Origin of the sequence: Actinoplanes sp. NPDC026670 (assembly GCF_040638175.1) — a bacterium.
Lineage (GTDB): Bacteria > Actinomycetota > Actinomycetes > Mycobacteriales > Micromonosporaceae > Actinoplanes.
Genome location: NZ_JBEZXU010000003.1, coordinates 287,690 through 309,582 on the forward strand (window position 1 = coordinate 287,690; position 21,893 = coordinate 309,582).

Below are 21,893 nucleotides of genomic sequence, written 5' to 3' on the forward strand. Positions count from 1 at the left end.
GCGGAGGTAGTTGCATCTGAAAGCATGCGCGCGTTCACCCCTGCGCCATCTTTCGGAAGGTCCCATGTCTGCTGATACCGAAGCGGCCTCCGCGTCCGGTTTCGACCGGTTCTTCGAGATAACCAAGCGCGGCTCGACGTTGAGCCGGGAGATCCGTGGCGGCGTCGTCACGTTCTTCACGATGGCCTACATCGTGGTCCTGAACCCCCTGATCCTGGCCGGTGGCATCGACGCCGACGGTCAGAAGCTCCCGATCACCGCTCTCGCCGCCGGGACCGCGCTGGTCGCCGGTGTGATCACGATCCTGATGGGCGTGGTGGGCCGCTTCCCGCTGGCGCTGGCCGCCGGCCTCGGTGTCAACGCGCTGGTGGCGTACGAGATCGCGCCCGAGATGACCTGGGCCGACGCGATGGGCCTGATCGTCATCGAGGGTGTGCTGATCCTGATCCTGGTGCTGACCGGGCTCCGGACGGCCGTCTTCAAGGCCGTTCCGACTCAGCTCAAGACCGCGATCGGCGTCGGCATCGGCCTGTTCCTGATGATCATCGGTCTGGTCGACGCCGGGTTCGTGCACCGCATCCCGGACGCCGCCGGCACCACCGTCCCGGTCGAGCTGGGCCTCGGCGGCAAGCTGGTGACCTGGCCGACCTTCGTCTTCGTGATCGGTCTGCTGTTCACGCTGGTGCTGTTCGTCCGCAAGGTCAAGGGCGCCATCCTGATCGGCATCCTGGGCACCACCGTGCTGGCGATCATCGTGGAGGCGATCGCGAACCTGGGCCCGGCCTTCCTCAAGCCGGGTGGCTGGTCGCTGAACGTGCCGGCGCTGCCGGACCAGATCATCGACACGCCTGACCTGTCGCTCATCGGCAAGTTCAACGTGCTCGACTCGTGGAGCACGGCCGGCCCGCTGGTCGTGTTGATGTTCGTCTTCACGCTGCTGGTGACCGACTTCTTCGACACGATGGGCACGATGGTCGCGGTCGGCCAGGAGGGTGAGCTGCTCGACGAGGAGGGCATGCCGCCGCGTACCAAGGAGATCCTGCTCGTCGACTCGATCGCGGCGGCGGCCGGCGGCGCGGCCAGCGTCTCCAGCAACACGTCGTACGTGGAGAGCGCCTCGGGTGTCGGCGAGGGCGCCCGGACCGGTGTGGCCAGCCTCGTGACGGGCGCGCTGTTTCTGGTGGCGATGTTCTTCGCGCCGCTGGTGAAGGTGGTGCCGTTCGAGGCGGCGTCGACCGCTCTGGTCGTGGTCGGCTTCCTGATGATTACCACGGTTCGCCAGATCGACTGGTCGGACTACACGATCGCGGTGCCGGCGTTCCTCACCGTCACGCTGATGCCGTTCACCTACTCGATCTCCAACGGAATCGGCGCCGGGATCATCACGTACGTGGTCCTGAAGGTGTTCACCGGCAAGGCGCGCGAAATCCACCCGCTGATGTACGGCATCGCCGCGCTGTTCGTGCTGTACTTCGCCCGGGGTCCCCTGGAATCCTGGATCCTCTGAGGTTTCAACGCCGTCACCGGGTGCTCCATCAGGCCCGGTGACGGCTGTCATATGGGTCAACAGATGTCGTTAGCCATGCTCATTAGCTAGGCTAAGGACTGTGACGGAGCGGGTGATGACGACGGAGCGCACGACAGCGGACACGCTGGCCAAAACGCTGCGGGACGCGATCATCCGGTTCAGCCGGCGAGTCCGGCAGGCCCGCCCGGTCGGTGACCTGACGTTCAGTCAGCTCTCCGCGCTGACCAGCCTCCAACTGGCCGGTGCGCTGACTCCTCGTGAGCTCGCCGACGTGGAGCGGGTCCAGCCCCCGACGATGACCAAGATCGTGGGGAAGCTGGAGGAGCGCGGGCTCGTGGCGCGCACACCGCATCCGACCGACGGGCGCCAGGTGATCCTGGCCGCCACCGACGAGGGCCGGGCGGTCTACGCGTTGCACGAGCGGGCCCGCAACGAGTGGTTGGCCGCCGAGTTGGAGCGGCTCACCCCGGAGGAACGGGAAACCCTGGCGCAGGCCGCTGAGATCATGCAGCGAGTCGCCCGCGGCTGAGAAGCCCCTGGTCGTTCCGCTTCGTCACGTGTGTGGTTGACGCGTACGACGAAATTAGGGGGCGGCCGCTCTGAACGCCATGTTCCGATCCCTACAGGTCAAGAACTACCGGCTCTTCACCGCCGGGCAGATGGTGAAGCTCATCGGTGTGTGGATGATGTTCACCGCCCAGGACTGGCTGGTGCTCGAACTCTCCGACAACTCCCCGGGCGCCCTCGGTGTGGTGACGGCGCTCCAATTCGTACCCGTGATGCTCCTGACCCTCTGGAGCGGCCGCCTGGCCGACCGTTACGACAAGCGCAAGCTGCTGATCGCGGCGAACGCCGCCTTCGCGTTCTTCGCCATCGTCTTCGCGGTGCTGGTCGCGGCCGGGGTGGTCGAGCTCTGGCACGTGTTCGTCGCCGCGCTGTTCCTCGGCATCGCCAACGCCGTGGAGACCCCGGTCCGGCAGTCGTTCGTCTCCGAACTGGTCGAGTTGCACCTGCTCCCGAACGCGCTGGCGCTCTCCGCGGCCACCTTCAACGTGGCCCGGATCAGCGGCCCGGCCCTCGCCGGTGTGCTGCTCGCGCTGCTCTCCACGCCCGGCGTGTTCCTGATCTCCACCGCGCTGGCGATCGCGCCGGTCTTCACCTACCTGCGGATGCGTCCGGAAGACCTCTACCGGGCCGAGCGCAAGGATCGCGGCAGCGCCCGGGTCATCGACGGCCTGCGGTACGTCGGAGGCCGTCACGATCTGCTGCTGCCGATCTGCATGATGGCCGTGATCGGCATGATCGGGTTCAACTTCCCGGTCACCCTGGCCGCCCTCGCGAAGATCGACTTCGGTGCCGGACCGTCCACGTTCGGCCTGCTCACCACGTGTCTGGCGATCGGTTCGCTGGGCGGGGCGCTGGCCGGCACCCGGCGTCGGGCGCGCCCCGGGCCGTACCTCGTCATCGGTGCCGCTCTTGCTTTCGGGGTCTTCGAGTTCGCGGTCGGGTTCGCGCCGAACTTCGTGACCGCCGCACTGCTGCTCGTGCCGACCGGGTTCTTCTCGATCTATCTCGCGCAGGGCTGCAACCACCGGGTGCAGATGGGTGTCGACGCCGAGTTCCGCGGGCGGGTGATGTCGCTCTACGTGCTGGTCTTCCTGGGCACCACGCCGATCGGGGCGTCGCTGTCCGGCTGGTGGGGCGAGCGGTTCGGAGTGGCGTCGAGCATCTGGGCGGCCGGGCTGGTCAGTTTCGTGGCCGCGGTCGGCGCGCTGATTTGGCAGTTGCGGGTCAGCGGGGACCGGATCCGGTTCTCGGTCCGGTCCCGGCCGTGGGTGCGGCTGGAGATCGCCCCGTCCTCCGAGACCGTTTCGCCATCGGAACGCGCCGAGCTCCCGGATTCGTCGCGGCCCTCGCCCCGGGTACATGCCGAACCGCTCGTCAGGTCTGGTTCGGGGGTCGGCGTCTGAATCCGCACCTACCGTGATGTTGGCACGACCGGCTCCACCGAACGGGTATTCCCACCTGCCTGGTCAGCGCCTAGCGTCGAACCGTGGCGATCGCGCACATTGCTGTGCTGTCGGCGGCGCTGTCGGCGCTGCTCATCCTGCCATGCGCCGCGACCATCCTGATCACTGGCGGGGCCGGTGACCTGCGCCGCCTGTTCACCCGCCGCGGACGCAGCGAGTTGCGTGACGAACATCACCGTGAGCGAGCATCCGGTCGGCGCGTGGTCCGGCGATACCGCCGCCGCGTCGACCGGGGACCCCGCGGCCGCGACGACCGCGCCCACCGCCGTCTGGACCGCACCATGCGCGGATGGGACCTCGCCTCACGCCTGGCGGCGCTCCGGATGCCGCCGATCGAGCAGATCGCGTACGACCTGCGTCGTCTCGACCTTCAACGCCGCTCCGGCCCGCACGGCGAGGTCTATCGCGCGGCGGTGATGACCGCCTACGACACCCGATTGCGGCTGGCCTGCCGGTGCCTAGGCATCCGTGAGTTCCTGCACGGGCTGGACGGTGTGGAGCTCGACTTCGAGCGGGTCCGGGTCGAGACCCTGCTGGAGGCGGCCGGCCTGGTCGTGCGCCACGAGGCGGGCCCGGCGCTCTGACCGGTCAGGCGGGCCGTGGCCGGACCGACGCGGGCCGGTGGGCCAGGAGCGCCGCCATCACCGCGGAGACGACCGCACCGACCATGCTCGGCACGCCGATCTCGCCCCGTGCCACGTAGGAGAACGCCGACGCGGTGAGCACACCCGTCGTGTAGGCGAGCCCGACCGGCAGGGCGACGAGCGCGGCCCGGGCCGGCAGCACCGCCCCGGCCAGCAGGGCCGCGCAGAGGATCAGGTCGGGGACGAGGAAGAGGTTGTCGGCACGCCAGGAGTCGTGCAGGAACAGGAAGACGAAGGTGCTGAGGCTCAACACGGCCGCGGTCACGCGGCCCACCAGAAGGAGTCGCAACGGTCGCCGACCTGGCACTCACCGACGTCACCGACCCCGGTCCGGAAACCCCCTGGGCGCAGCGCCTCAGCGGCATCCTCGGCGCGATCCGTGCGGCGGCGCTGCGGCATCCGGGAATCGCGGGCCACATCGCGGCTCGCCCGCCGCTCGGCCCCAACGGGCTACGCCTCGCCTCCGGCGTCACCGCCTCCCTCACCGATGCGGGCCTGTCACCCTCGGCGGTGGTCCAGACCATGCAGACCCTCATCGCGTACGTGGCAGCCGCCCTCGCCATGTCGGTGAACGCGGGAGCGCGCGACGAACGCTGGCACCAGGTCACGGTGGCGCTGGCCGGCCTACCCGGCACCGGCCTGCCCGCTGACACGCTCCCGGTGGTCGGCTCAGCCGAACAGTTCGACTACGGCCTACACCTGCTCCTGAACGGCATCCGAGCCGAAGCCAGCCGATGAGGTAGCACCCGGGTCGTTGCGGTTGTGGAGGGCTTACGGCGTACCGGAAAGGGATCTTGCCCAGACCGGCCGATAGTCGCCTTCGACGCTGTTCATCAGGGCGAATTCGTTCGCTGTCCAGGATGGGCCGGCGTAGGCGTCAAGGATGGCGGCCAGGCGGCGGTCGTGACGGTAGGAGATCGTGAAATGCGGACGAAACGGGCGCGCGTCGATTGGGAAACCGGCGTCGGCCAGCGCGACCCGGATGTCCTCCCGGAAGGCCGCCAGCTGCTCGAGCGAGCCGTGCACACCGGCCCAGATCACCTGCCCGAAAGTGCCCGAACCCGCCAGCCGCAGACTGATCGGCCCGGGCGGCGGCACGTCGGCCAGAGCGGCGGCGACCGACGGGATGTCGGGGTCGGGTACGTCACCGAGGAAGGCCAGCGTGACGTGCCACTTCTCCGGGCGGCGGGCAGCCGAGGACGGCAGATGCCGGCGCAGGTGATCGACGGCCTCCGCAGAGGGGAAGAGCGCGACGAAGAGCCGGCTCAGGAGGACTCGCGAGCCGCCGGGCCGCCGCCGAACAACACATCATCCCAGCTGGGGAGCCGCTTGCGGGGCTTGTTGCTCTCCTCGGCCTCGGGACTGCTCTGGCTGTTGGCCTGACCCACCGTGCGGCGCGGGCGCAGCACCGCGAGCGACGGCACGGCCGGCACCTCCTTGGGCAGGTCGGCGTCGTCGTCGAAGGCCGAACCGGAACCACCGCCGAGCAGGGCCGCGGCGCCGCCGGCGACCGGACGCCGGGCCGGCGCCTCCAGGCTGCGGCCGGACGAACCCTCCAGCGGACGGTCCAGCGAGGCGAGCAGGGCGTCGCGGCTGGCCCGGATCGAGTCGCGGGTCGAGCGAGCGGCGGCCGGGTCGGCGCTGGGCAGGCCGTGGCCACCACGGGTCGGCTCGGTGCTGCGGGCCGGGCCGGGCAGGCCGTGGCCGCCACGCTCGGGCGCGGGCTCCTGGCCGAGGATCTGGGTGGGCCGCTCGGCGCACAGATACTGCGCCATGTCGTCGTGCGGGGAGACCACCTGACGGCCCTTGTCGAGGTCCCAGATGGCCTGCGCGGTGGCCTTGCCGGACGGCCAGGTCGCCACGATGCGCCAGGTGCCGTCGTCGCGACGGAACGCATCCCACGAGATCTTCTCGGTGTCGATGCCGTGCTGCGCGAGCCGGCTGTCCACCACCTCGGCCAGCGGCTGACCGGAGTCGGACGTCTTCAGCCGGGTGCGGCGGGCGTGCTGCGCCAGCATGGCGCGCTCCTGGAGCACCGGGCCGGCATAGCGGAGCACCCGGTCGACCGGCACACCCGCGATGCGGGCCACATCCTCCGCGGACTCGCCGGAGCGGATGCGGGCCTGGATGTCACGCGGTGACAGGCTGGGCGTGTTGGCGTCGGACGCAAGGACCGCGACCACGCTGCCCGGGGCCACCGGGCCCTCGTGAAGCGCACCCGAGATCCGGTCGTCGATGGGGAGAGCCAGGAGCCGGCCGACCTCATCGGCGAGCACCAGAGCCTGACCGTCCTCGGAAAGGGCGACGAAGCGTACCGGCCGCATGCGTTGCCTCCGTCCCGTCGCGTTGGCCTGGACATCCCGAGAGTCATCCACCCGGGCGCGTTTCGGAACACGGTACGCGCCTTGGTCACCCAATGGGGGTAAGCCACGCCGTCGAGATGCTGACCAGCGAAGATGATCTTCGTGGTGAAGACGGCGTGGCGCGTGAATCGGGCTAGCTGAGCCGCTCCACGACGTAGTCGATGCAGGTGGTGAGGGCCGTCACATCGGACGGGTCGACTGTCGGGTAGAGAGCCACCCGCAGCTGGTTACGGCCCAGTTTGCGGTACGGCTCGGTGTCGACGACGTCGTTCGCCCGCAGCACCCTGGCGATCTGGGCCGCGTCGATGCCCTCGGCGAAGTCGATGGTCGCCACCGCGGCCGACCGCAGCGCCGGGTCGGTGACGAACGGCTCGGCGAACGACGAGCGCTCAGCCCAGCCGTAGACCGCCGCCGCGCTCTCCGCACTGCGCTTGACCGCCCAGGACAGGCCACCCTGCGCGTTCATCCAGTCGACCTGCTCGGCGGCGAGGAAGATGGTGGCGAGCGCCGGCGTGTTGTACGTCTGCTCCAGCCGGGACTGCTCGATGGCGGTCACCAGATCGAGGAACTGCGGGATGTACCGCTTCGTCGCCTTGATCGCGAACGCCCGCTCGATCGCCGCCGGCGACATCAGGGCCAGCCAGATCCCGCCGTCCGAGCCGAGCGCCTTCTGCGGGGCCAGGTAGTAGACATCGGTCTCACGGACGTCGACGTCGAGGCTGCCGCCGCCGGAGGTGGCGTCGGTGAGCAGCAGCGCGCCCGGGTCGGCGCCCTCGACCCGGCGGACCGGGACGGCCACACCCGTCGAAGTCTCGTTCTGCACGGTGGCGTAGACGTCGACACCTGCTTCGGCGGTCAGGTACGACGCCTGGCCACCCGGTGCGCGGTGCACGGTCGGCTCGGCCAGGAACGGCGCGTCGGTGACGGCCTGCACGAACTTGGCGCCGAACTCGCCGAACTCGGCGAACTGGGCCTTCTCCCGGACCAGGCCGAACGTCGCGACCTCCCAGAACGCGCTGGTGCCGCCGTTGGACAGGATCACCTCGTAGCCGTCCGGGATCGAGAAGAACTCGCCCAGGCCGCGGCGCAGCCGGGCCACGTGGTCCTTCACCGTCTTCTGCCGGTGGGAGGTGCCCATGAACGTGCGGGACACCGCGGAGAGCGCCTCGACTCCCTCGGGACGAACCTTGCTCGGCCCGGAGCCGAACCGTCCGTCGACGGGTTTGATCGCGTCGGGAATCCGGATGTCAGTCACGGTCACACATTATGCGGGAGCTGATCCCAGCCCTCGACCTCCTGCGGCTTGCGCGGCTCCGCTCCCACATAGTGGAGACCCGGGCGCAGAATCCGGCCCAGCCGTTTCTGCTCCAGGATGTGCGCGCTCCAGCCGGCCACCCGGGCACACGTGAACATCGACGTGAACATGTGCGCCGGGACCTCGGCGAAGTCGAGCACCACGGCCGCCCAGAACTCCACGTTCGTCCACAGATGCTGATCCGGCTTGCGCTCGTGCAGCTGAGCCAGCGCGGCCCGCTCCAGCGCCTCGGCCACCTCGTAGCGCGGGGCGCCCAGATCCTTCGCGATCCGGCGCAGCACCCGGGCCCGCGGGTCCTCGGCCCGGTAGACCCGGTGCCCGAAACCCATCAGCCGCTCGCCGTTGTCGAGCGCGTCCTTCACGAACGCCTCGGCGTCACCACTGCGCTCAACCGCTTCGATCATCTGGAGCACCCGGGTCGGCGCGCCGCCGTGCAGCGGGCCGGAGAGCGCGCCGATGCCGGAGGAGATGCAGGCCGCGGCGTCCGCCCCGGTGGAGGCGACGATCCGGGCGGTGAAGGTGGACGCGTTCAGCCCGTGCTCGCAGGACGAGATGAAATACGCGTCGACGGCTTTGACGTGCCGCGGGTCCGGCTCACCACGCCACCGGCGCATGAACCGCTCCACGATGGTCTCGGCCTTGTCGATGTCCTTCTGCGGGACGGCCGGCAGGCCCAGGCCGCGCGCCGCCTGCGCCACGAAGGAGAGCGCGGTCACCGACACCCGGGCCAGGTCACGGCGGGCCTGCTCGTCGCTGATGTCGAACATCTGGGACAGCCCCCAGTAGGGCGCCAGCATCGCGACCGCGGACTGCACGTCGACCCGGATGTCACCGGAGTGCACCGGGACCGGGAACGGCTCGGCCGGGGGCAGCCCCGGACCGAATCGGCCGTCCACCAGCAGGCCCCAGACGTTGCCGAAGGAGACCTGCCCGATCAGATCCTCGATGTCGACGCCGCGATACCGCAGCGCGCCACCGTCCCGGCAGGGCTCGGCGATCTCGGTCTCGAACGCGATGACGCCCTCGAGCCCCGGCTTGAACTCGGTCACGGCACTCCCTGTGGAAACCGAACTGCGGTGGGTGATTCATATTGCCCGCCGGGTAACCGCACGGTCGACCCGTCGCGATTGTGCTCTCGATGACACCCATCCTGGTTCAACTGACGTTTCCGGGCGGGGGACTTACCGTCGTTTCCGCCCCCTGGAAGATCCCCGGAGGCGTCGAGCCGTCAGCGAAGGAGGCCGGCGTGCCCACCGAACCGCCGTCACCAGCCGGGATGCGCCGGGACTACACCGAGTGGCCGCCACTCGTCGAGAGCCGCCTGGCAACCACCTGGACCAGCCAATTCGCGGCGTGGTTCGCCGACGCGACGGCCTTCGGCCTGCCGGAACCCAACGCGATGATCGTGGCCACGGTGGGCGAGGGGGCCCGGCCGTCAGCGCGCACGGTCCTTCTCAAGGGGTACGCCGAGGACGGTTTCGTCTTTTTCACGAACTATGAGTCGCGCAAAGGTACGGAGTTGGCGATTCACCCGTACGCGAGCCTGGTCTTCCCCTGGTTTCCGATGCAACGCCAGGTGATCGTGGCCGGACCGGTCGAGCGGGTGAGCCGCGCGGAGACCGAGGAGTACTTCGGGTCCCGCCCGCGCGGCTCCCAGTTGGGCGCCTGGGCCAGCCCGCAGTCGCGGGTGCTGCCCGGACCGGAGGCCCTCGACGAGGGGATCGCCTCGGCCGCCGAGCGGTTCGGGGCGGGGCCGGTGCCGGCGCCGCCGCACTGGGGCGGGTTCCGGGTGCGGCCGGACACCGTCGAGTTCTGGCAGGGTCGCAGCAGCCGGTTGCACGACCGGCTCCGGTTCCGGCGGGACGGGCCGGACTGGATCGTGGAGAGGCTCGCGCCTTGAGCCAGCGCACCGGGGAACACCGGTCCTGGATGATCGACACGCGCCCGCTGAGCGTGGCGACGTTCCGCCGGACGTGGATCGGCAACGGGGCGTCGTACTTCGGGTTCCAGTTCACCGCGGTCGCCGTGCCGGTGCAGATGTTCGCCATCACGGATTCGCCCACCTGGGTCGGGTTGCTGGGGGTCGCGGGTCTCGTACCGCTGCTGATCTTCGGTTTGTGGGGTGGTGCCGCGGCCGACGTGGTGGATCGCCGCAAACTGCTGCTGGCCGGTTCGGTCGTCACCTGGTTGACCACCGTCGTGCTGCTGGTGCAGGCGGTGGCCGGGGTGCGCAGCCCGCATCTGCTGCTGGCGCTGACCGCGATCCAGGCGGGCGGTTTCGCGGTGAGCTCGCCGGCCCGGCAGGCGATCGTCCCCCGGATCGTGCCGGAACCGCTGGTCCCGGCCGCGAACACGCTCAACTACACGGCTTCCACGGCCGGCGGGGTGCTCGGGCCACTGGCCGCCGGCGTGATCATGGGCATCTGGTCGACGGGCACCGGCGTCGAGGTGGCCTATGCGCTGGACGCCCTGCTGTTCACCGTGACGTTCTGGGCGACCTGGAAGCTTCCGGACATCGCCCCGGTGGTCCCGGACGCCTCGGCCACGGCCGAGAAGCCGAGCGTCGGCCTGCGCGGTATCGCGACCGGGCTGAAGTTCCTGGTCACCCAGCCGGTGCTGCTGTTGTCGTTCGCGGTCGACCTGGTCGCCATGGTGTTCGCCATGCCCCGGGCGCTCTTCCCGGCGGTCGCCCAGGAACAGTTCGGCGGCGGCTCGGCGGTCGGCTGGCTGTACAGCGCCATCGCGATCGGCGCGATGATCGGCGGGCTCACCTCGGGCTGGATCGGCCGGGTCCGGCGGCAGGGGCTCGCCCTGATCGCCGCGGTGGTCGTCTGGGGGCTCGCGATCGGGCTGTCCGGGCTGGCGACGAGCCTGTGGCTGATGGTGCTGCTGCTGGCCCTGGCCGGGATGGCCGACCTGGTCAGCGCGGTCTACCGGCAGACGATCATGCAGACCTTCGCGCCGGACCATCTGCGTGGCCGCCTCCAGGGCGTGTTCACCGTGGTGGTGGCCGGCGGGCCGCGCCTCGGCGACCTGCGTGCCGGGGCGACCGCCGACCTGACCAGCGTGACCACCTCCTGGGTGGGTGGCGGTCTGGTCGCCGCCGGACTGGCCGTGGTGCTCGGGCTCAGCTCGCCCGCGCTCATCCGATACCGGCCCGAGCGGGGCGAAGGAGACGACCGATAGTGTCCCGGGTATGAGCGCAGAGTCAGCCGCCAAGTCCGGCATCCAGTGGTCGATCGAGGCGGACGGCCACCGGGCCGTCCTGGTCGAGGTCGGCGGGACGCTCCGGTCGTACTCCGTCGACGGCGTCGAGATCCTGGACGGATTCGGTACGGACGAGATCTCCCCCGGATCAGCCGGCCAGATCCTCGCGCCCTGGCCCAACCGCATCCGCGACGGGCAGTACGAGTTCGAGGGGCAGTCCTACCAGCTCGCGCTCACCGAGCCGGCCAAGCGGACGGCCATCCACGGGCTGGTCAACTGGGCCCGGTGGCGGCTCGCCGAGCAGACCCCGGCCTCGGTCACCCTGGAGTACGAGCTGCCCGCGCAGGTCGGCTACCCATGGTCGCTGCTCCTGCGTACCCGCTGGACGGTGTCGGCCGACGGCCTGCGGTGCGACCAGGAGGTGGTCAACACCTCGGAGGCCAACGCTCCGTGGGGTTACTCGGTCCACCCGTACTTCCGGCTGCCCGGTGTCTCGGTCGACGACACGGTGCTGCAGGTGTCGGCCAAATCCCGGGTCCAGGCCGACGCCCGGCTGCTCCCGATCGGCGCCACCAAGATCGCCGGCACCGAGTTCGACTTCTCCGAGCCGCGCCGGATCGGTGATCTGGTGATCGACACCGCCTTCGGCGACATCGACTTCGACGCCGACGGGATCACCACGCTCACCCTGTCCGACCCGGGTTCGGACCGGCGGATCGTGGTCTGGGCCGACGAGAAGTTCCGGTACTGGCAGGTGTTCACCGCCGACACGCTGCACGGCGAGCGGTTCCGCCGGTCGATCGCGATCGAGCCGATGACCTGCCCGCCCGACGCCTTCCGGACCGGCCGCGACCTGACCGTCCTCGAGCCGGGCTCGACCTGGACCACGTCGTGGGGCGTCCGTTACTGATGGATTTCGATGATGTCGTCCGCCGCCGGCGGATGGTGCGCAGCTACGACCCGGATCGCCCGATTCCGCCGGAACTGGTCGACAAGATCGTCGCGCATGGATTGCGCGCGCCGTCGGCCGGCTTCAGTCAGGGCTGGAGCTTCCTGGTCCTCACCTCTGCTCCGGACCGGGATCTGTACTGGGCGTCGACCGCCGACGGTGACGGGCCTCCCGGCGGCTGGCTCGAACGGATGCGGACGGCGCCGCTGATCATCGTGGCGCTGTCCAACAAATCCGCCTACCTCGACCGGTATGCACAGCCCGACAAAGGCTGGACGGATCGGGACGAGGCACGCTGGTCCGCGCCGTACTGGGACATCGACACCGGCTTCGCCGCCCTGCTCATGCACCTCACGGCGGTCAACGAGGAACTCGCCTCGTGCTTCTTCGGGCTGCCCGCCGTCCGGGTGCAGGCATTCAAGGACGCCTTCGGGGTGCCCGGCGAATTCCACCCGATCGGGGCACTCACTGTCGGGTACCCCGCGGCTGACAAGAGGTCACCGTCACTGCGGCGCGGCCACCGGCCGGTGGCCGATGTGGTGCATCATGGCCGGTGGGCTTCGTCTGGAGAGGCCTGACCGGCCCGGCGGGTACGCTGGTTCACGGTTTTCACGGAAAGGGCGGCCGTCGTGATCTTCAAAGCGGTCCGGGACGGAGCCCCGTACCCCGATCACCAGACCACGCTCAAGGAGTGGGCGGAGATTCCGCCGCGCCCGATCCGGCTCGCTGATCTGATCACCACCAAGCGTGAGCTCGCGCTCGACAAGCTGCTCGCTGAGGACTCCACGTTCTACGGAGACCTGTTCCCGCACGTCGTGGAGTATCAGGGGCATCTCTATCTGGAGGACGGGCTGCACCGGGCGTTGCGGGCGGCTCTCCAGCAGCGCAACCAGATCCACGCCCGGGTCCTGGTCGTGGAGGACTGAGCTCCTCTCCCACTGATCGTCGTGGTTTGGATGGTTTCGCGCATCCGGAGGCCGGTGCGGGCTCTCCGGTCGCGAATTGTCGTACCCCCTCCGTACCGTTAGGGCATGGCCGAATCGCCCACCCCCGATCACCCCACCAGCGAGTATCCGGCCGTGCCCGATCGGCCGGCCGCTGTGGAGACCAGCCCCGAGCCTCCCACCAGCCAACTTCCGGCGGTCGCCGATCGTCCGGAGCCCGTCGAGCCCGCTCCCGGGCCGAGCGGGTTCGCGCGGCTGCTGATCTTCGTCGGTTTCGTCTTCGCGCTGATCGTCGCGTCCTGCCTCGGTCTGCGGGCGATGGACGTGTTGCCCACGTTCGACAACCCGTTCGCTGAGGAGACGACCGACCGCAGCCAGCCGGTGCTGCTCCAGTCCATGCGCGACCTTCAGCGTTACGTGGCGGCCGACGGCACGTTCCAGGTGATCGTCGATCTCCAGGAAAACCGCGACAACATCCCCGATTTCCTGATCAACCGGCGCACGCTGTTCGTCGGCTCGGGCACCGTCGAGACCTACGTGGACTTCAGCGGCCTCTCCGGCGACGCGCTGAAGATCGACGAGGAGAAGAAGACGATCGAGCTGACCCTGCCCGCCCCGCAGCAGTCGACCGCGGCGCTCGACATGGAGCGCAGCTACGTGGTGGCCGAGGAGCGCGGCCTGTTCAACCGGATCGGTGACGCGTTCCGCGACGACCCGAGCAAGCAGCAGCAGGTCTATCAGTTGGCCCAGCAGCGCATCACCGAGGCGGCCCGGGCCAGTGAGCTGGACGAGCGTGCCCGGGAGAACACGCAGCGGATGCTGGAGAGCCTCTTCGCCCGACTCGGCTACACCACGGTGACGGTGTCGTTCGCCAGCCCATGACGAGAAGGCGGGCCGCTCCCCAAGGCGTCATTGCCGGGGAGCGGCCCGTCGTTCGGTTCCGGGCATCCCGCCACGGGGGCAGAGGACGGGATGCCCGGGGTCTCGGTGACGCCGACGGCCGCCTGTCAGCTTGAAGCCGGCGTCGTTTCAGTCATCGGCGGCCGGGTCGGTGTTACTCGCTCGGCATCAGGGCCCAGAGGATCAGGTAGATCAGGAACTGCGGGCCGGGCAGCAGGCACGAGACGACGAAGAGGAGCCGCACCATTCCGGGGCGCATCCCGAAACGCTGGGCCAGGCCGGCGCAGACACCGGCGATGCGGCGGTCGTGACGCGGGCGGGAGAACGAGCGGGTCCTGAGGGGGCTGGTCACTTCATCCACTCCTTCGGCGGTGGCCTCGGCTTTCTGCCGTTGCCACTTCGACGGTAGGTACGGGAGCAACGCCGTCCCTCGTCCCCGAGGTGGATGCCGGCGGTTCAACTCCCGTAAGGGTCTCCCGTACCCGCCTGGGGTCCGCTGTTAACCTGAAGCCGTTTCGGCCCTGGTGGCGGCCGGGGTGTGGGCGTCCTTGACGGGTCCGAGGTCGTTGACGGACCGAGGGCTGTCGTTTCTCGAATCGTCGGCTGGCCGACGGGGTTCGCGTCTCGCCAGGTGGGCGTTTTGTGGCATTTGAGGAGGCAAGCGGTGATGCTCGGGTGACTCTGGCCGTTCTGACCGCCCGGGCCGGCCAGGCCATACCGGACGGCGACGCCGATCGGCTCGCCGGAGACCTCACCGGCGCGCTTCGGGCCGCCGGGATCTCGACGATCGACAGGCTCGTGCCCGGCGCCGACGAGGTGTCCCACCTGCGCGAGCTGGCCCGGCAGGCCCGCGACGCCGACGAACCGCTGCTGATCTGCCCGGACAACCTGGTGGCGCACGGCAGCCTGCTCTGGACCCTCGCCACCGAACCGGCCGGCCGCAGCACCGTGCTCGTCGTCGCCGACCCGGCCGGTGACCTGAAGGAGGATCGGGGCCGGGTGGTGCCCGCGGCGCCGGGCGCCGGGACGGTTCGTCACCTGGGGGCGATGTGTGTCGCCCCGGCCGACCTGCCGCTGCTGGAGAAGGCCGTCGACCGGGCCGACCTGCTGGCCGAGATGCTCGCCGACGGCTTCGTGCCGGTCGCCACCCGGGTTCGGCTGCTGCATGCCGAGCAGGTGCGGACCGCGGAGGAACTGGCCGCTGCGCGGGTCGCGATCTCCGCGGTGGACGAGGATGCGGCGCGCCTGCGGCTCGCGGTCAAGGAGCAGGACGACTTCTTCACGACGTACGCCGTGAGCAGCTGGTCGCCGCACGTGACGAGACTGGCCGCGCGGCTGCGGTTGAGCCCGACCGCCGTGACCGGGCTGTCGGTGTTGTTCGCGGCCGGGGCGGCGCTGCTGTTCTGGCAGGCGTCCCGGATCGGGATGGTCGTCGGCGGGGTGCTGCTCTACCTCGGGTTCGTGCTCGACTGCGTGGACGGCCAGCTGGCCCGCTACACCAGGAACTTCGACGCGTTCGGCGGCTGGCTCGACACGATGGCCGACCGGGCCAAGGAGTATCTGGTCTACGCCGGGCTGGCGGCCGGGGCGGACCGGATCGGGTTGCCCTACGCGTGGCCGCTGGCGATCACCGCGATCGTGTTGCAGACCGCCCGGCACATGACCGACACCTGGTACGGCGCGCTGCACGACGAGGCCGCCGCCCGTCCCGCCCCCGCGGTGTCCGGTGGGGTCGGGGCCCTGCTCACCGCAGTCTCGGTGAACGCGCAGAGCCGGCGGGGCTCGCTGATCTACTGGGGCAAGCGGATCGTGGTCTTCCCGATCGGCGAACGGTGGGCGCTGATCGCGGTGCTGGCCGCCGCCACCGACGGCCGGGTCACGCTGGCCGCGCTCGTCGGGTTCGGGCTGGTCGCGGCGGTCTACACGCTGGCGTTGCGGTCGTTGCGGGCGCTGTCGATGCGGGTGGCCGTGCTCGACACGGTCGACACCGCCCGGCACCGCGACGACGGGCCGCTGGTGCGAACCGTGCTGAGCCGGGTCGGCGCCGGGCGGCCGCTGCCGTTCGCTGCGATCTTCCTGGGGTACGCGCTGGCCACGATCACCGTGTTCGCGGTAGGTGACCCGTCCCGGTATCCGTGGCTGCTCGCGCTGGCCACGGTGCCGGTGCTGCTCGCCGGTTTCCCCGCCCGGACCCGGCACGACGGTTCCCTGGACTGGCTGGTGCCGGCCGCCCTGCGTGCCGCCGAGTACCTGGTGGTGGTCGCTGCCGGCCGCTACGGCGACGTTCCGTTGCCGCTGGTGTTCCTTCTGCTGTTCACGCTCACCCTGCGGCATTACGACCTGACCGCCCGGATGGAGAAGGGCGCGCCCGCGACCGGCGCCGGCGGTGCGGTGCTCGGCTGGGACGGCCGAATCCTGCTCCTGGTCCTGTCCACCTTGATCGGCTGGGCCACCGCTGGAACGGCTCTGCTGGCCGCCACGGTCGCCGCCGTGTTCACGCGAACCGCAGTCCAGGACTACCGAGCCTCCCGCTGAAGTCCCGGCTGGTTCTCACCACTGTCTCGCGGGCCTTGAGACGGCGGTGAGAGCCGGCCCGGGGTTGGGGTGACGGTGTGATGGGCTACGCCCGTGAGGCGCCTTTCGGTCTTGGGTGGGACCGCGTCGCGGTGTGGTCCGGGCGGGTGTGGGCTGCGGTTGGGGGCGGGTGGCCGTACCAGATAAGGGTGTGAACGTGCACACGCTGGACCTGGAGTGTTCAGGTTTCTGTAATTGATTGATCACTATGTGCAAATGGCACTTTCGTCCGATGGTGAAGCATCGAAGGCACTCGCAGAGTTAGGGCCCGATCGCCGACCGTCGTGGGCTCGGGATCGACACTCGATCGCGGGAGGTTGACGGTGTCCACCGTCGCGCTCAAAGACGTCACCAAGATCTGGCCAGATGGCACCTATGCCGTCGACAACGTCAGCCTGGAGGTGCAGGACGGCGAGTTCATGGTCCTGCTCGGGCCGTCCGGCTGCGGTAAGTCCACCGTGCTGCGGATGATCGCCGGCTTGGAGGATCCCACGCGGGGGGAGATCCTTCTCAACGGTGAGCCGGTGCTGGAGCTGCCGCCACGGGACCGGAGCATCGCCATGGTGTTTCAGGACTTTGCGCTCTATCCGCACATGACGGTGTCGGAGAACATCGGCTTCCCACTGAAGCTGTCCGGGATCGAGCCGTCGCCGCGGCAGGACCGGGTGGACGCGATCGCCGGCGCGCTCGGCATCGGTGAGGTGCTCGGCCGCCGGCCCAGCCAGCTCTCCGGCGGCCAGCGGCAGCGGGTGGCGATGGGGCGGGCGATGGTGCGCCGGCCGGGGATCTTCCTGATGGACGAGCCGCTGTCCAACCTCGACAGCGGGCTGCGCGCCGAGCTGCGGGCCGAGATCAGCAGCATGACCCGTGAGCTGGGCGTCACCACCATGTACGTGACGCACGACCAGGCCGAGGCGCTGACCATGGCGGACCGGGTCGCGATCATGCGCAAGGGCGTGTTGCAGGACCTCGGCACGCCGACCGAGGTGTACCGCCGACCGGCGACGCTCTACACCGCCGCGTTCCTCGGTTCGCCGAAGATGAACCTGCTGGAGGCCGCGGTCTATGTGCACCTGGACCGCTACATCGCGCTGAGCTTCGGCGACCAGACCCTGTACCTGCCATGGAGCGACCCACGTGCGCGGGCGGTGGCCCGCTATCACGGCGAGCGGATCGTGGTCGGGATCCGGGCCGAGGCGCTCACCCCGGTCACCCCGGATACGCAGGGGCACGTCTTCCAGGGGCGGATCCGCTACCTGGAGCACCACGGGCACGAGTCGCTGGCGTACCTCGACATCGGCGCCACGGCCATCGTGGTCGACGAGATCGGCGCCGCGGTCTCCGACGCCGGCGGGCAGGGCGGGGGCGCGTTCAAACGGCTGGGCGGGGCACTCCAGCGGCTGACGCGCCCGGGCGCGGAAAATGTGGCCCCGGAGGGCCCCGGCGGGGTGGCGACCGAAACCGCCCGGCACCATCGCAAACCGGCCGAGCTGGCCGTCCGTCTGGCGCCGTATCCGCAGGTCTCGCACGGTCACCCGCTTGCCGTGTCGGTCCGGATGGACGCCGTCCACTTCTTCGACCAGCGTGGTGATCGCATCGATGTCGGCTGGCGCTGAACGCAACGACCCGCGCCACTTCCGGGCGCGTTCCACGATGCCTCCCGCCACCGGTCGGCCACAGCGCGTAGGCTGCACCACGGTGGAGGACAGGATCGGCCAGAGCGTGCGTTCGGCTCTCGACGGGGAGCCGAGGGCCGATGCCGCCCCGCCCCGGGAGTGGCCGGTGCTGCTGGACCGGGCTTTCGGGCCCGATGACATCGCGGTCCTGCGGCACGAGGCGACCCGTCTGCTCGCGGCGGTCGGCCTGGCCGGTGACCGGCAGGACGGGTTCGTCCTGGCCGTCAACGAGGTGCTCACCAACGTCGTGCTGCACGCCGGCGGCAACGGCCGGGTGGTCCTGAAGATCGAGGACGGTTCGGTGTGGTGCGTGGTGACCGACTCCGGTCCCGGCATCCCCGGCGCCTATCTGGACGGCCTGCACACACCGGAGGCGTTCGAGGTCGGCGGGCGCGGATTGTGGTTGGCCCATCGGCTCTGTGACGAGGTGACCACGGCCACCGGGCCGATCGGTACGTCGATCGGCCTGCGGATCATCTTGGATTCCGCAGCCTGAACGTCGTGTTGAACGACTTGTAAACCATCGTGGAAATGTGAAGCTGCCCTTCGCCTCTCGCCCGGGATCGGGTCCGGCTACATTGGGCGCGTGCTCGGACTTCCTTCACAGGTGACCGCTTGCCTATTCGATCTTGACGGCGTGCTTACGCAAACCGCGCTGGTACACAACGCTGCGTGGAAACAGACGTTCGACACGTTCCTGAAATCGTGGGCCGAACAGCATGAGCTACCTTTCGTGCCGTTCGATTCCGCGGTCGACTATCACCGATATGTCGACGGCCGTCAGCGTGCTGACGGGGTCCGGACCTTCCTGACCTCGCGGGGTATAACGCTGCCCGAGGGCGACCCTGATGACACCCCCGATCAGGAGACCGTCAACGGCATCGGCAATCGCAAGAACCTGCTCGTGCTACAGAAGATCAAAGAAGGCGCCGTTCAGGTCTACCCCGGATCGGTGGAGTATCTGAAGGCCGCCAAGGCCGCCGGTCTACGCCGTGCGGTCGTGTCGGCGAGCGCCAACTGCAAGGACGTCCTGGAGGCGGCCGGGATCGCCGACCTCCTGGAGGCCCGGGTGGACGGTGTCGTCGCCCGTGAGCTGGGCCTGCCCGGCAAACCGGCGCCGGACACCTTCCTCAAGGGCGCCGAGCTGCTCGGCCTCGACCCGGCGAACTGTGCCGTCTACGAGGACGCGCAGGCCGGCGTGGCCGCCGGACGGGCCGGCGGTTTCGGCATCGTGATCGGTGTGGACCGGGTGGGCCAGGCCGACGCGCTGCGGGAACACGGCGCCGACGTCGTGGTTCAAGATCTCAAAGACCTCCTCTGAAATCAGTTACGAGAGGCACGACCGTGATCCGTGAACGGGCTTATCCCGTCGACCCTTGGCACATTCGGGAGACCCGGCTCGATCTGGACCTGCTGGCCCAGTCGGAGTCGGTGTTCGCGCTCTCCAACGGCCACATCGGGATACGCGGAAACCTGGACGAGGGCGAGCCGCACGGCCTGCCGGGCAGCTATCTGAACTCGTTCTACGAGTTGCGGCCACTGCCGCATGCCGAGGCCGGGTACGGCTTCCCCGAGTCCGGCCAGACCATGGTCAACGTCACCAACGCCAAGCTGATGCGCCTGCTCGTCGACGACGAGCCGTTCGACGTGCGCTACGGCGAGTTGCGCTCCCACGAGCGCTGCCTCGACCTGCGAGCCGGCACGCTGGAGCGGGTCGTCGAGTGGGTGTCGCCGTCCGGCCAGGGCATCCGGGTGCGGACCGTGCGGCTGGTGTCGTTCACCCAGCGCGCCGTGGTGGCCTTCCTCTACGAGGTGGAGCCGCTGGACGCGTCGACCCGGCTGATCCTCCAGTCCGAGCTGGTGGCCAACGAGCAGTTGCCGCCGATGAGCAAGGACCCCCGGGTCGCCGCGGTGCTGGACCGCCCGCTACAGGCCGAGGAGATGCTGGAGCAGCCCACCGGCGGCATCCTCGTGCACCGCACCAAGGCCAGCGACCTGCGGATGGCCGCGGCCATGGAGCATCTGGTGGAGACGCCGGGCCGGCACGCCATCACCACCGAGGGCCACCCGGACTGGCTGCGCACCACCGTCGCCTGCCGGCTCGAGCCGGGGCAGAAGCTGCGGGTGGTCAAGCTGGCGGCGTACGGCTGGTCCAGCATGCGTTCGCTGCCCGCCCTGCGTGACCAGGTCGGGGCGGCTCTCGCCAGCGCCCGCCTGGACGGCTGGGACGGCCTGGTCCAGCAGCAGAGGGACTACCTCGACGCGTTCTGGGACCACTCGGACGTCAAGGTCGAGGGCGACTCGGAGGTGCAGCAGGCCGTCCGGTTCGGGCTGTTCCACACGCTCCAGGCCGGAGCCCGGGCCGAGCAGCGCCCGATCGGCTCCAAGGGCCTGACCGGGCCGGGGTACGACGGCCACACCTTCTGGGACGCCGAGACGTTCGTGCTGCCGGCGCTGACGTACACCCAGCCCTCCGCGGCGGCCGACGTGCTGCGCTGGCGGCACTCGACGCTGGACCTGGCCCGGGAGCGGGCCCAGACACTCGGCCTGCAGGGCGCGGCGTTCCCGTGGCGGACCATCCGGGGCCAGGAGTGCTCCGGGTACTGGCCGGCCGGCACCGCCGGGTTCCACATCGCCGCCGACATCGCCGACGCGGTCCGCCGTTACGTGCAGGCCACCGGGGACTACGACTTCGAGCGTGAGGTCGGCCTGGAGCTGCTGGTGGAGACGGCCCGGCTGTGGCGGTCGCTGGGACACCACGACCGGCACGGACGGTTCCACATCGACGGGGTCACCGGTCCCGACGAGTACACCGCCGTGGTGAACGACAACATCTACACCAACCTGATGGCGCAGCAGAACCTGATGACCGCGGTCGACGCCTGCAAACGCCATCCGGACCTGGCCCGGCGGTTCGGGGTCGACGACGAGGAGACCGCGTCGTGGCGGGACGCGGCGGCCGCCGTGCACATCCCGTACGACAAGGAGATCGGCGTCCACCAGCAGTGCGAGGGCTTCACCCGGCTTCAGGAGTGGGACTTCGAGAACACCCCGCCGGAGGGGTACCCGCTGCTGCTGAACTACCCGTACTTCGACCTGTACCGCAAGCAGGTGGTCAAGCAGGCCGACCTGGTCATGGCGATGTACATCCGAGGGGACGCGTTCACCCCGGAGGAGAAGGCGCGCAACTTCGCCTACTACGACGCCCGGACCGTACGGGACTCGTCGCTCTCCGCCTGCATCCAGGCCGTCCTCGCGGCCGAGACCGGGCACCTGGAGCTCGCGCACGACTATCTGGGCGAGGCCGCCCTGATGGACCTGCACGACCTGCACCAGAACGCCCGGGACGGGGTGCACGTGGCGTCCCTGGCCGGCACCTGGATCTCGCTGGTCGCCGGTCTCGGTGGCATGCGTGACTTCAACGGCCAGCTGTCGTTCGCCCCGCGCCTGCCCAGCCGGATCAACAACCTGGAGTTCTCGCTGCTCTGGCGTGGTCTGCGGCTGCGGGTGAGCGTGACCTCGGATGAGGTCACCTACTCCCTGCGCAACGGCGGCGGCCAGGCCCGGCTCACCCTGCTGCACCACGGCAAGGAGCTGGAGGTCACCCAGGTGCGCCCGGTGACGATCCCGATCCCGGCTGCGGTGCCGGCCGGTCCGGCGCCGGCCCAGCCGCACGGCCGGGCCCCGGTGCGGCGCGCGCTGCACTGACCGTTCGAGATGCGAAACGGCCCCCGTCCACCGGACGGGGGCCGTTCTCGTGACG

Annotated in this window: 22 protein-coding genes; 16 read left to right on the forward strand and 6 right to left on the reverse strand. The window is 69.9% G+C overall.

All coding sequences use genetic code 11. From position 1 onward, the window contains the following. Nucleotides 1–64 precede the first annotated feature (64 nt). From AB0E94_RS04900 to AB0E94_RS04915, 4 genes are all read left to right on the forward strand, one after another. Entirely contained in the window at nucleotides 65–1,507 is a 1,443-nt protein-coding gene (locus tag AB0E94_RS04900; RefSeq protein WP_360322643.1) for an NCS2 family permease, read from the forward strand. Nucleotides 1,508–1,622: 115 nt separating this feature from the next. Further along, nucleotides 1,623–2,057: a MarR family transcriptional regulator gene (locus AB0E94_RS04905; RefSeq protein ID WP_093620249.1), complete on the forward strand. Its 435-nt coding sequence runs from the start codon at nucleotides 1,623–1,625 to the stop codon at nucleotides 2,055–2,057. Between the two features lie 79 nt (nucleotides 2,058–2,136). Continuing rightward, complete coding sequence (locus AB0E94_RS04910; RefSeq protein WP_360322645.1) at nucleotides 2,137–3,498, forward strand: MFS transporter; 1,362 nt, start codon at nucleotides 2,137–2,139, stop codon at nucleotides 3,496–3,498. An 83-nt stretch (nucleotides 3,499–3,581) separates the two neighbouring features. Further along, nucleotides 3,582–4,142: a hypothetical protein gene (locus AB0E94_RS04915; protein ID WP_360322647.1), complete on the forward strand. Its 561-nt coding sequence runs from the start codon at nucleotides 3,582–3,584 to the stop codon at nucleotides 4,140–4,142. A 4-nt stretch (nucleotides 4,143–4,146) separates the two neighbouring features. Here AB0E94_RS04915 and AB0E94_RS04920 read toward each other — a convergent pair whose 3' ends face one another. Further along, a complete protein-coding gene (locus AB0E94_RS04920; protein ID WP_360322649.1) occupies nucleotides 4,147–4,467 on the reverse strand; it encodes a hypothetical protein in 321 nt (106 codons plus the stop codon). 35 nt (nucleotides 4,468–4,502) lie between these two features. Between AB0E94_RS04920 and AB0E94_RS04925 the strand changes: the two genes are divergently transcribed. Next, nucleotides 4,503–4,940 carry a TetR/AcrR family transcriptional regulator C-terminal domain-containing protein gene (locus AB0E94_RS04925; protein ID WP_360322759.1) on the forward strand — a complete coding sequence of 146 codons (438 nt, stop codon included), beginning with the start codon at nucleotides 4,503–4,505 and terminating at the stop codon, nucleotides 4,938–4,940. 33 nt (nucleotides 4,941–4,973) lie between these two features. Here the strand turns inward: AB0E94_RS04925 and thpR are convergent, their stop codons facing one another. From thpR to AB0E94_RS04945, 4 genes are all read right to left on the reverse strand, one after another. Then, the gene (gene thpR / locus AB0E94_RS04930) at nucleotides 4,974–5,471 is read right to left on the reverse strand and encodes an RNA 2',3'-cyclic phosphodiesterase (RefSeq protein WP_360322761.1); all 498 of its coding nucleotides are present in this window, start codon (nucleotides 5,469–5,471) and stop codon (nucleotides 4,974–4,976) included. After that, nucleotides 5,468–6,526 (reverse strand): septation protein SepH, encoded by a 1,059-nt coding sequence (gene sepH / locus AB0E94_RS04935; protein ID WP_360322651.1) that lies wholly within the window; start codon nucleotides 6,524–6,526, stop codon nucleotides 5,468–5,470. Before sepH ends, thpR begins: the two co-directional genes overlap by 4 nt. A 172-nt stretch (nucleotides 6,527–6,698) precedes the next feature. After that, nucleotides 6,699–7,826: a phosphoserine transaminase gene (serC, locus tag AB0E94_RS04940; RefSeq protein ID WP_360322653.1), complete on the reverse strand. Its 1,128-nt coding sequence runs from the start codon at nucleotides 7,824–7,826 to the stop codon at nucleotides 6,699–6,701. Then, nucleotides 7,823–8,929 (reverse strand): citrate synthase 2, encoded by a 1,107-nt coding sequence (locus AB0E94_RS04945; RefSeq protein WP_360322655.1) that lies wholly within the window; start codon nucleotides 8,927–8,929, stop codon nucleotides 7,823–7,825. The genes serC and AB0E94_RS04945 overlap by 4 nt, the downstream gene beginning before the upstream one ends. A gap of 227 nt (nucleotides 8,930–9,156) precedes the next feature. On the opposite strand from AB0E94_RS04945, the gene pdxH reads away from it, so the two are divergent. From pdxH to AB0E94_RS04975, 6 genes are all read left to right on the forward strand, one after another. Beyond that, nucleotides 9,157–9,780, forward strand: coding sequence for a pyridoxamine 5'-phosphate oxidase (pdxH, locus tag AB0E94_RS04950; RefSeq protein ID WP_360322763.1), 624 nt, complete (start codon nucleotides 9,157–9,159; stop codon nucleotides 9,778–9,780). A 29-nt stretch (nucleotides 9,781–9,809) separates the two neighbouring features. Then, nucleotides 9,810–11,066: an MFS transporter gene (locus AB0E94_RS04955; protein ID WP_360322765.1), complete on the forward strand. Its 1,257-nt coding sequence runs from the start codon at nucleotides 9,810–9,812 to the stop codon at nucleotides 11,064–11,066. Between the two features lie 10 nt (nucleotides 11,067–11,076). Continuing rightward, on the forward strand, nucleotides 11,077–11,997 hold the full coding sequence (locus AB0E94_RS04960) for an aldose 1-epimerase family protein (RefSeq protein WP_360322657.1): 921 nt from the start codon (nucleotides 11,077–11,079) through the stop codon (nucleotides 11,995–11,997). Beyond that, nucleotides 11,997–12,614, forward strand: a complete 618-nt coding sequence (locus tag AB0E94_RS04965) for a nitroreductase family protein (RefSeq protein WP_360322659.1) — start codon at nucleotides 11,997–11,999, stop codon at nucleotides 12,612–12,614. Before AB0E94_RS04960 ends, AB0E94_RS04965 begins: the two co-directional genes overlap by 1 nt. A gap of 51 nt (nucleotides 12,615–12,665) precedes the next feature. Beyond that, nucleotides 12,666–12,962, forward strand: coding sequence for a type II toxin-antitoxin system VapB family antitoxin (locus tag AB0E94_RS04970; protein ID WP_317788963.1), 297 nt, complete (start codon nucleotides 12,666–12,668; stop codon nucleotides 12,960–12,962). A 105-nt stretch (nucleotides 12,963–13,067) separates the two neighbouring features. Further along, entirely contained in the window at nucleotides 13,068–13,862 is a 795-nt protein-coding gene (locus AB0E94_RS04975; protein WP_360322662.1) for a DUF4230 domain-containing protein, read from the forward strand. Between the two features lie 172 nt (nucleotides 13,863–14,034). On the opposite strand, the gene AB0E94_RS04980 is transcribed toward AB0E94_RS04975, so the two are convergent. Next, nucleotides 14,035–14,232, reverse strand: coding sequence for a PspC domain-containing protein (locus AB0E94_RS04980; RefSeq protein WP_360322664.1), 198 nt, complete (start codon nucleotides 14,230–14,232; stop codon nucleotides 14,035–14,037). A gap of 323 nt (nucleotides 14,233–14,555) precedes the next feature. On the opposite strand from AB0E94_RS04980, the gene AB0E94_RS04985 reads away from it, so the two are divergent. The 5 genes from AB0E94_RS04985 to AB0E94_RS05005 all read left to right on the forward strand — a co-directional run bounded on the left by AB0E94_RS04985 (nucleotide 14,556) and on the right by AB0E94_RS05005 (nucleotide 21,838). After that, entirely contained in the window at nucleotides 14,556–16,415 is a 1,860-nt protein-coding gene (locus AB0E94_RS04985; RefSeq protein ID WP_360322666.1) for a DUF5941 domain-containing protein, read from the forward strand. Nucleotides 16,416–16,777: 362 nt separating this feature from the next. Then, nucleotides 16,778–18,070, forward strand: coding sequence for an ABC transporter ATP-binding protein (locus AB0E94_RS04990; protein WP_360322668.1), 1,293 nt, complete (start codon nucleotides 16,778–16,780; stop codon nucleotides 18,068–18,070). 82 nt (nucleotides 18,071–18,152) lie between these two features. Then, entirely contained in the window at nucleotides 18,153–18,626 is a 474-nt protein-coding gene (locus tag AB0E94_RS04995) for an ATP-binding protein (protein WP_360322670.1), read from the forward strand. 90 nt (nucleotides 18,627–18,716) lie between these two features. Further along, nucleotides 18,717–19,451: a beta-phosphoglucomutase family hydrolase gene (locus AB0E94_RS05000; RefSeq protein ID WP_360322672.1), complete on the forward strand. Its 735-nt coding sequence runs from the start codon at nucleotides 18,717–18,719 to the stop codon at nucleotides 19,449–19,451. Nucleotides 19,452–19,474: 23 nt separating this feature from the next. Next, entirely contained in the window at nucleotides 19,475–21,838 is a 2,364-nt protein-coding gene (locus AB0E94_RS05005; RefSeq protein ID WP_360322674.1) for a glycoside hydrolase family 65 protein, read from the forward strand. Nucleotides 21,839–21,893 lie beyond the last annotated feature (55 nt).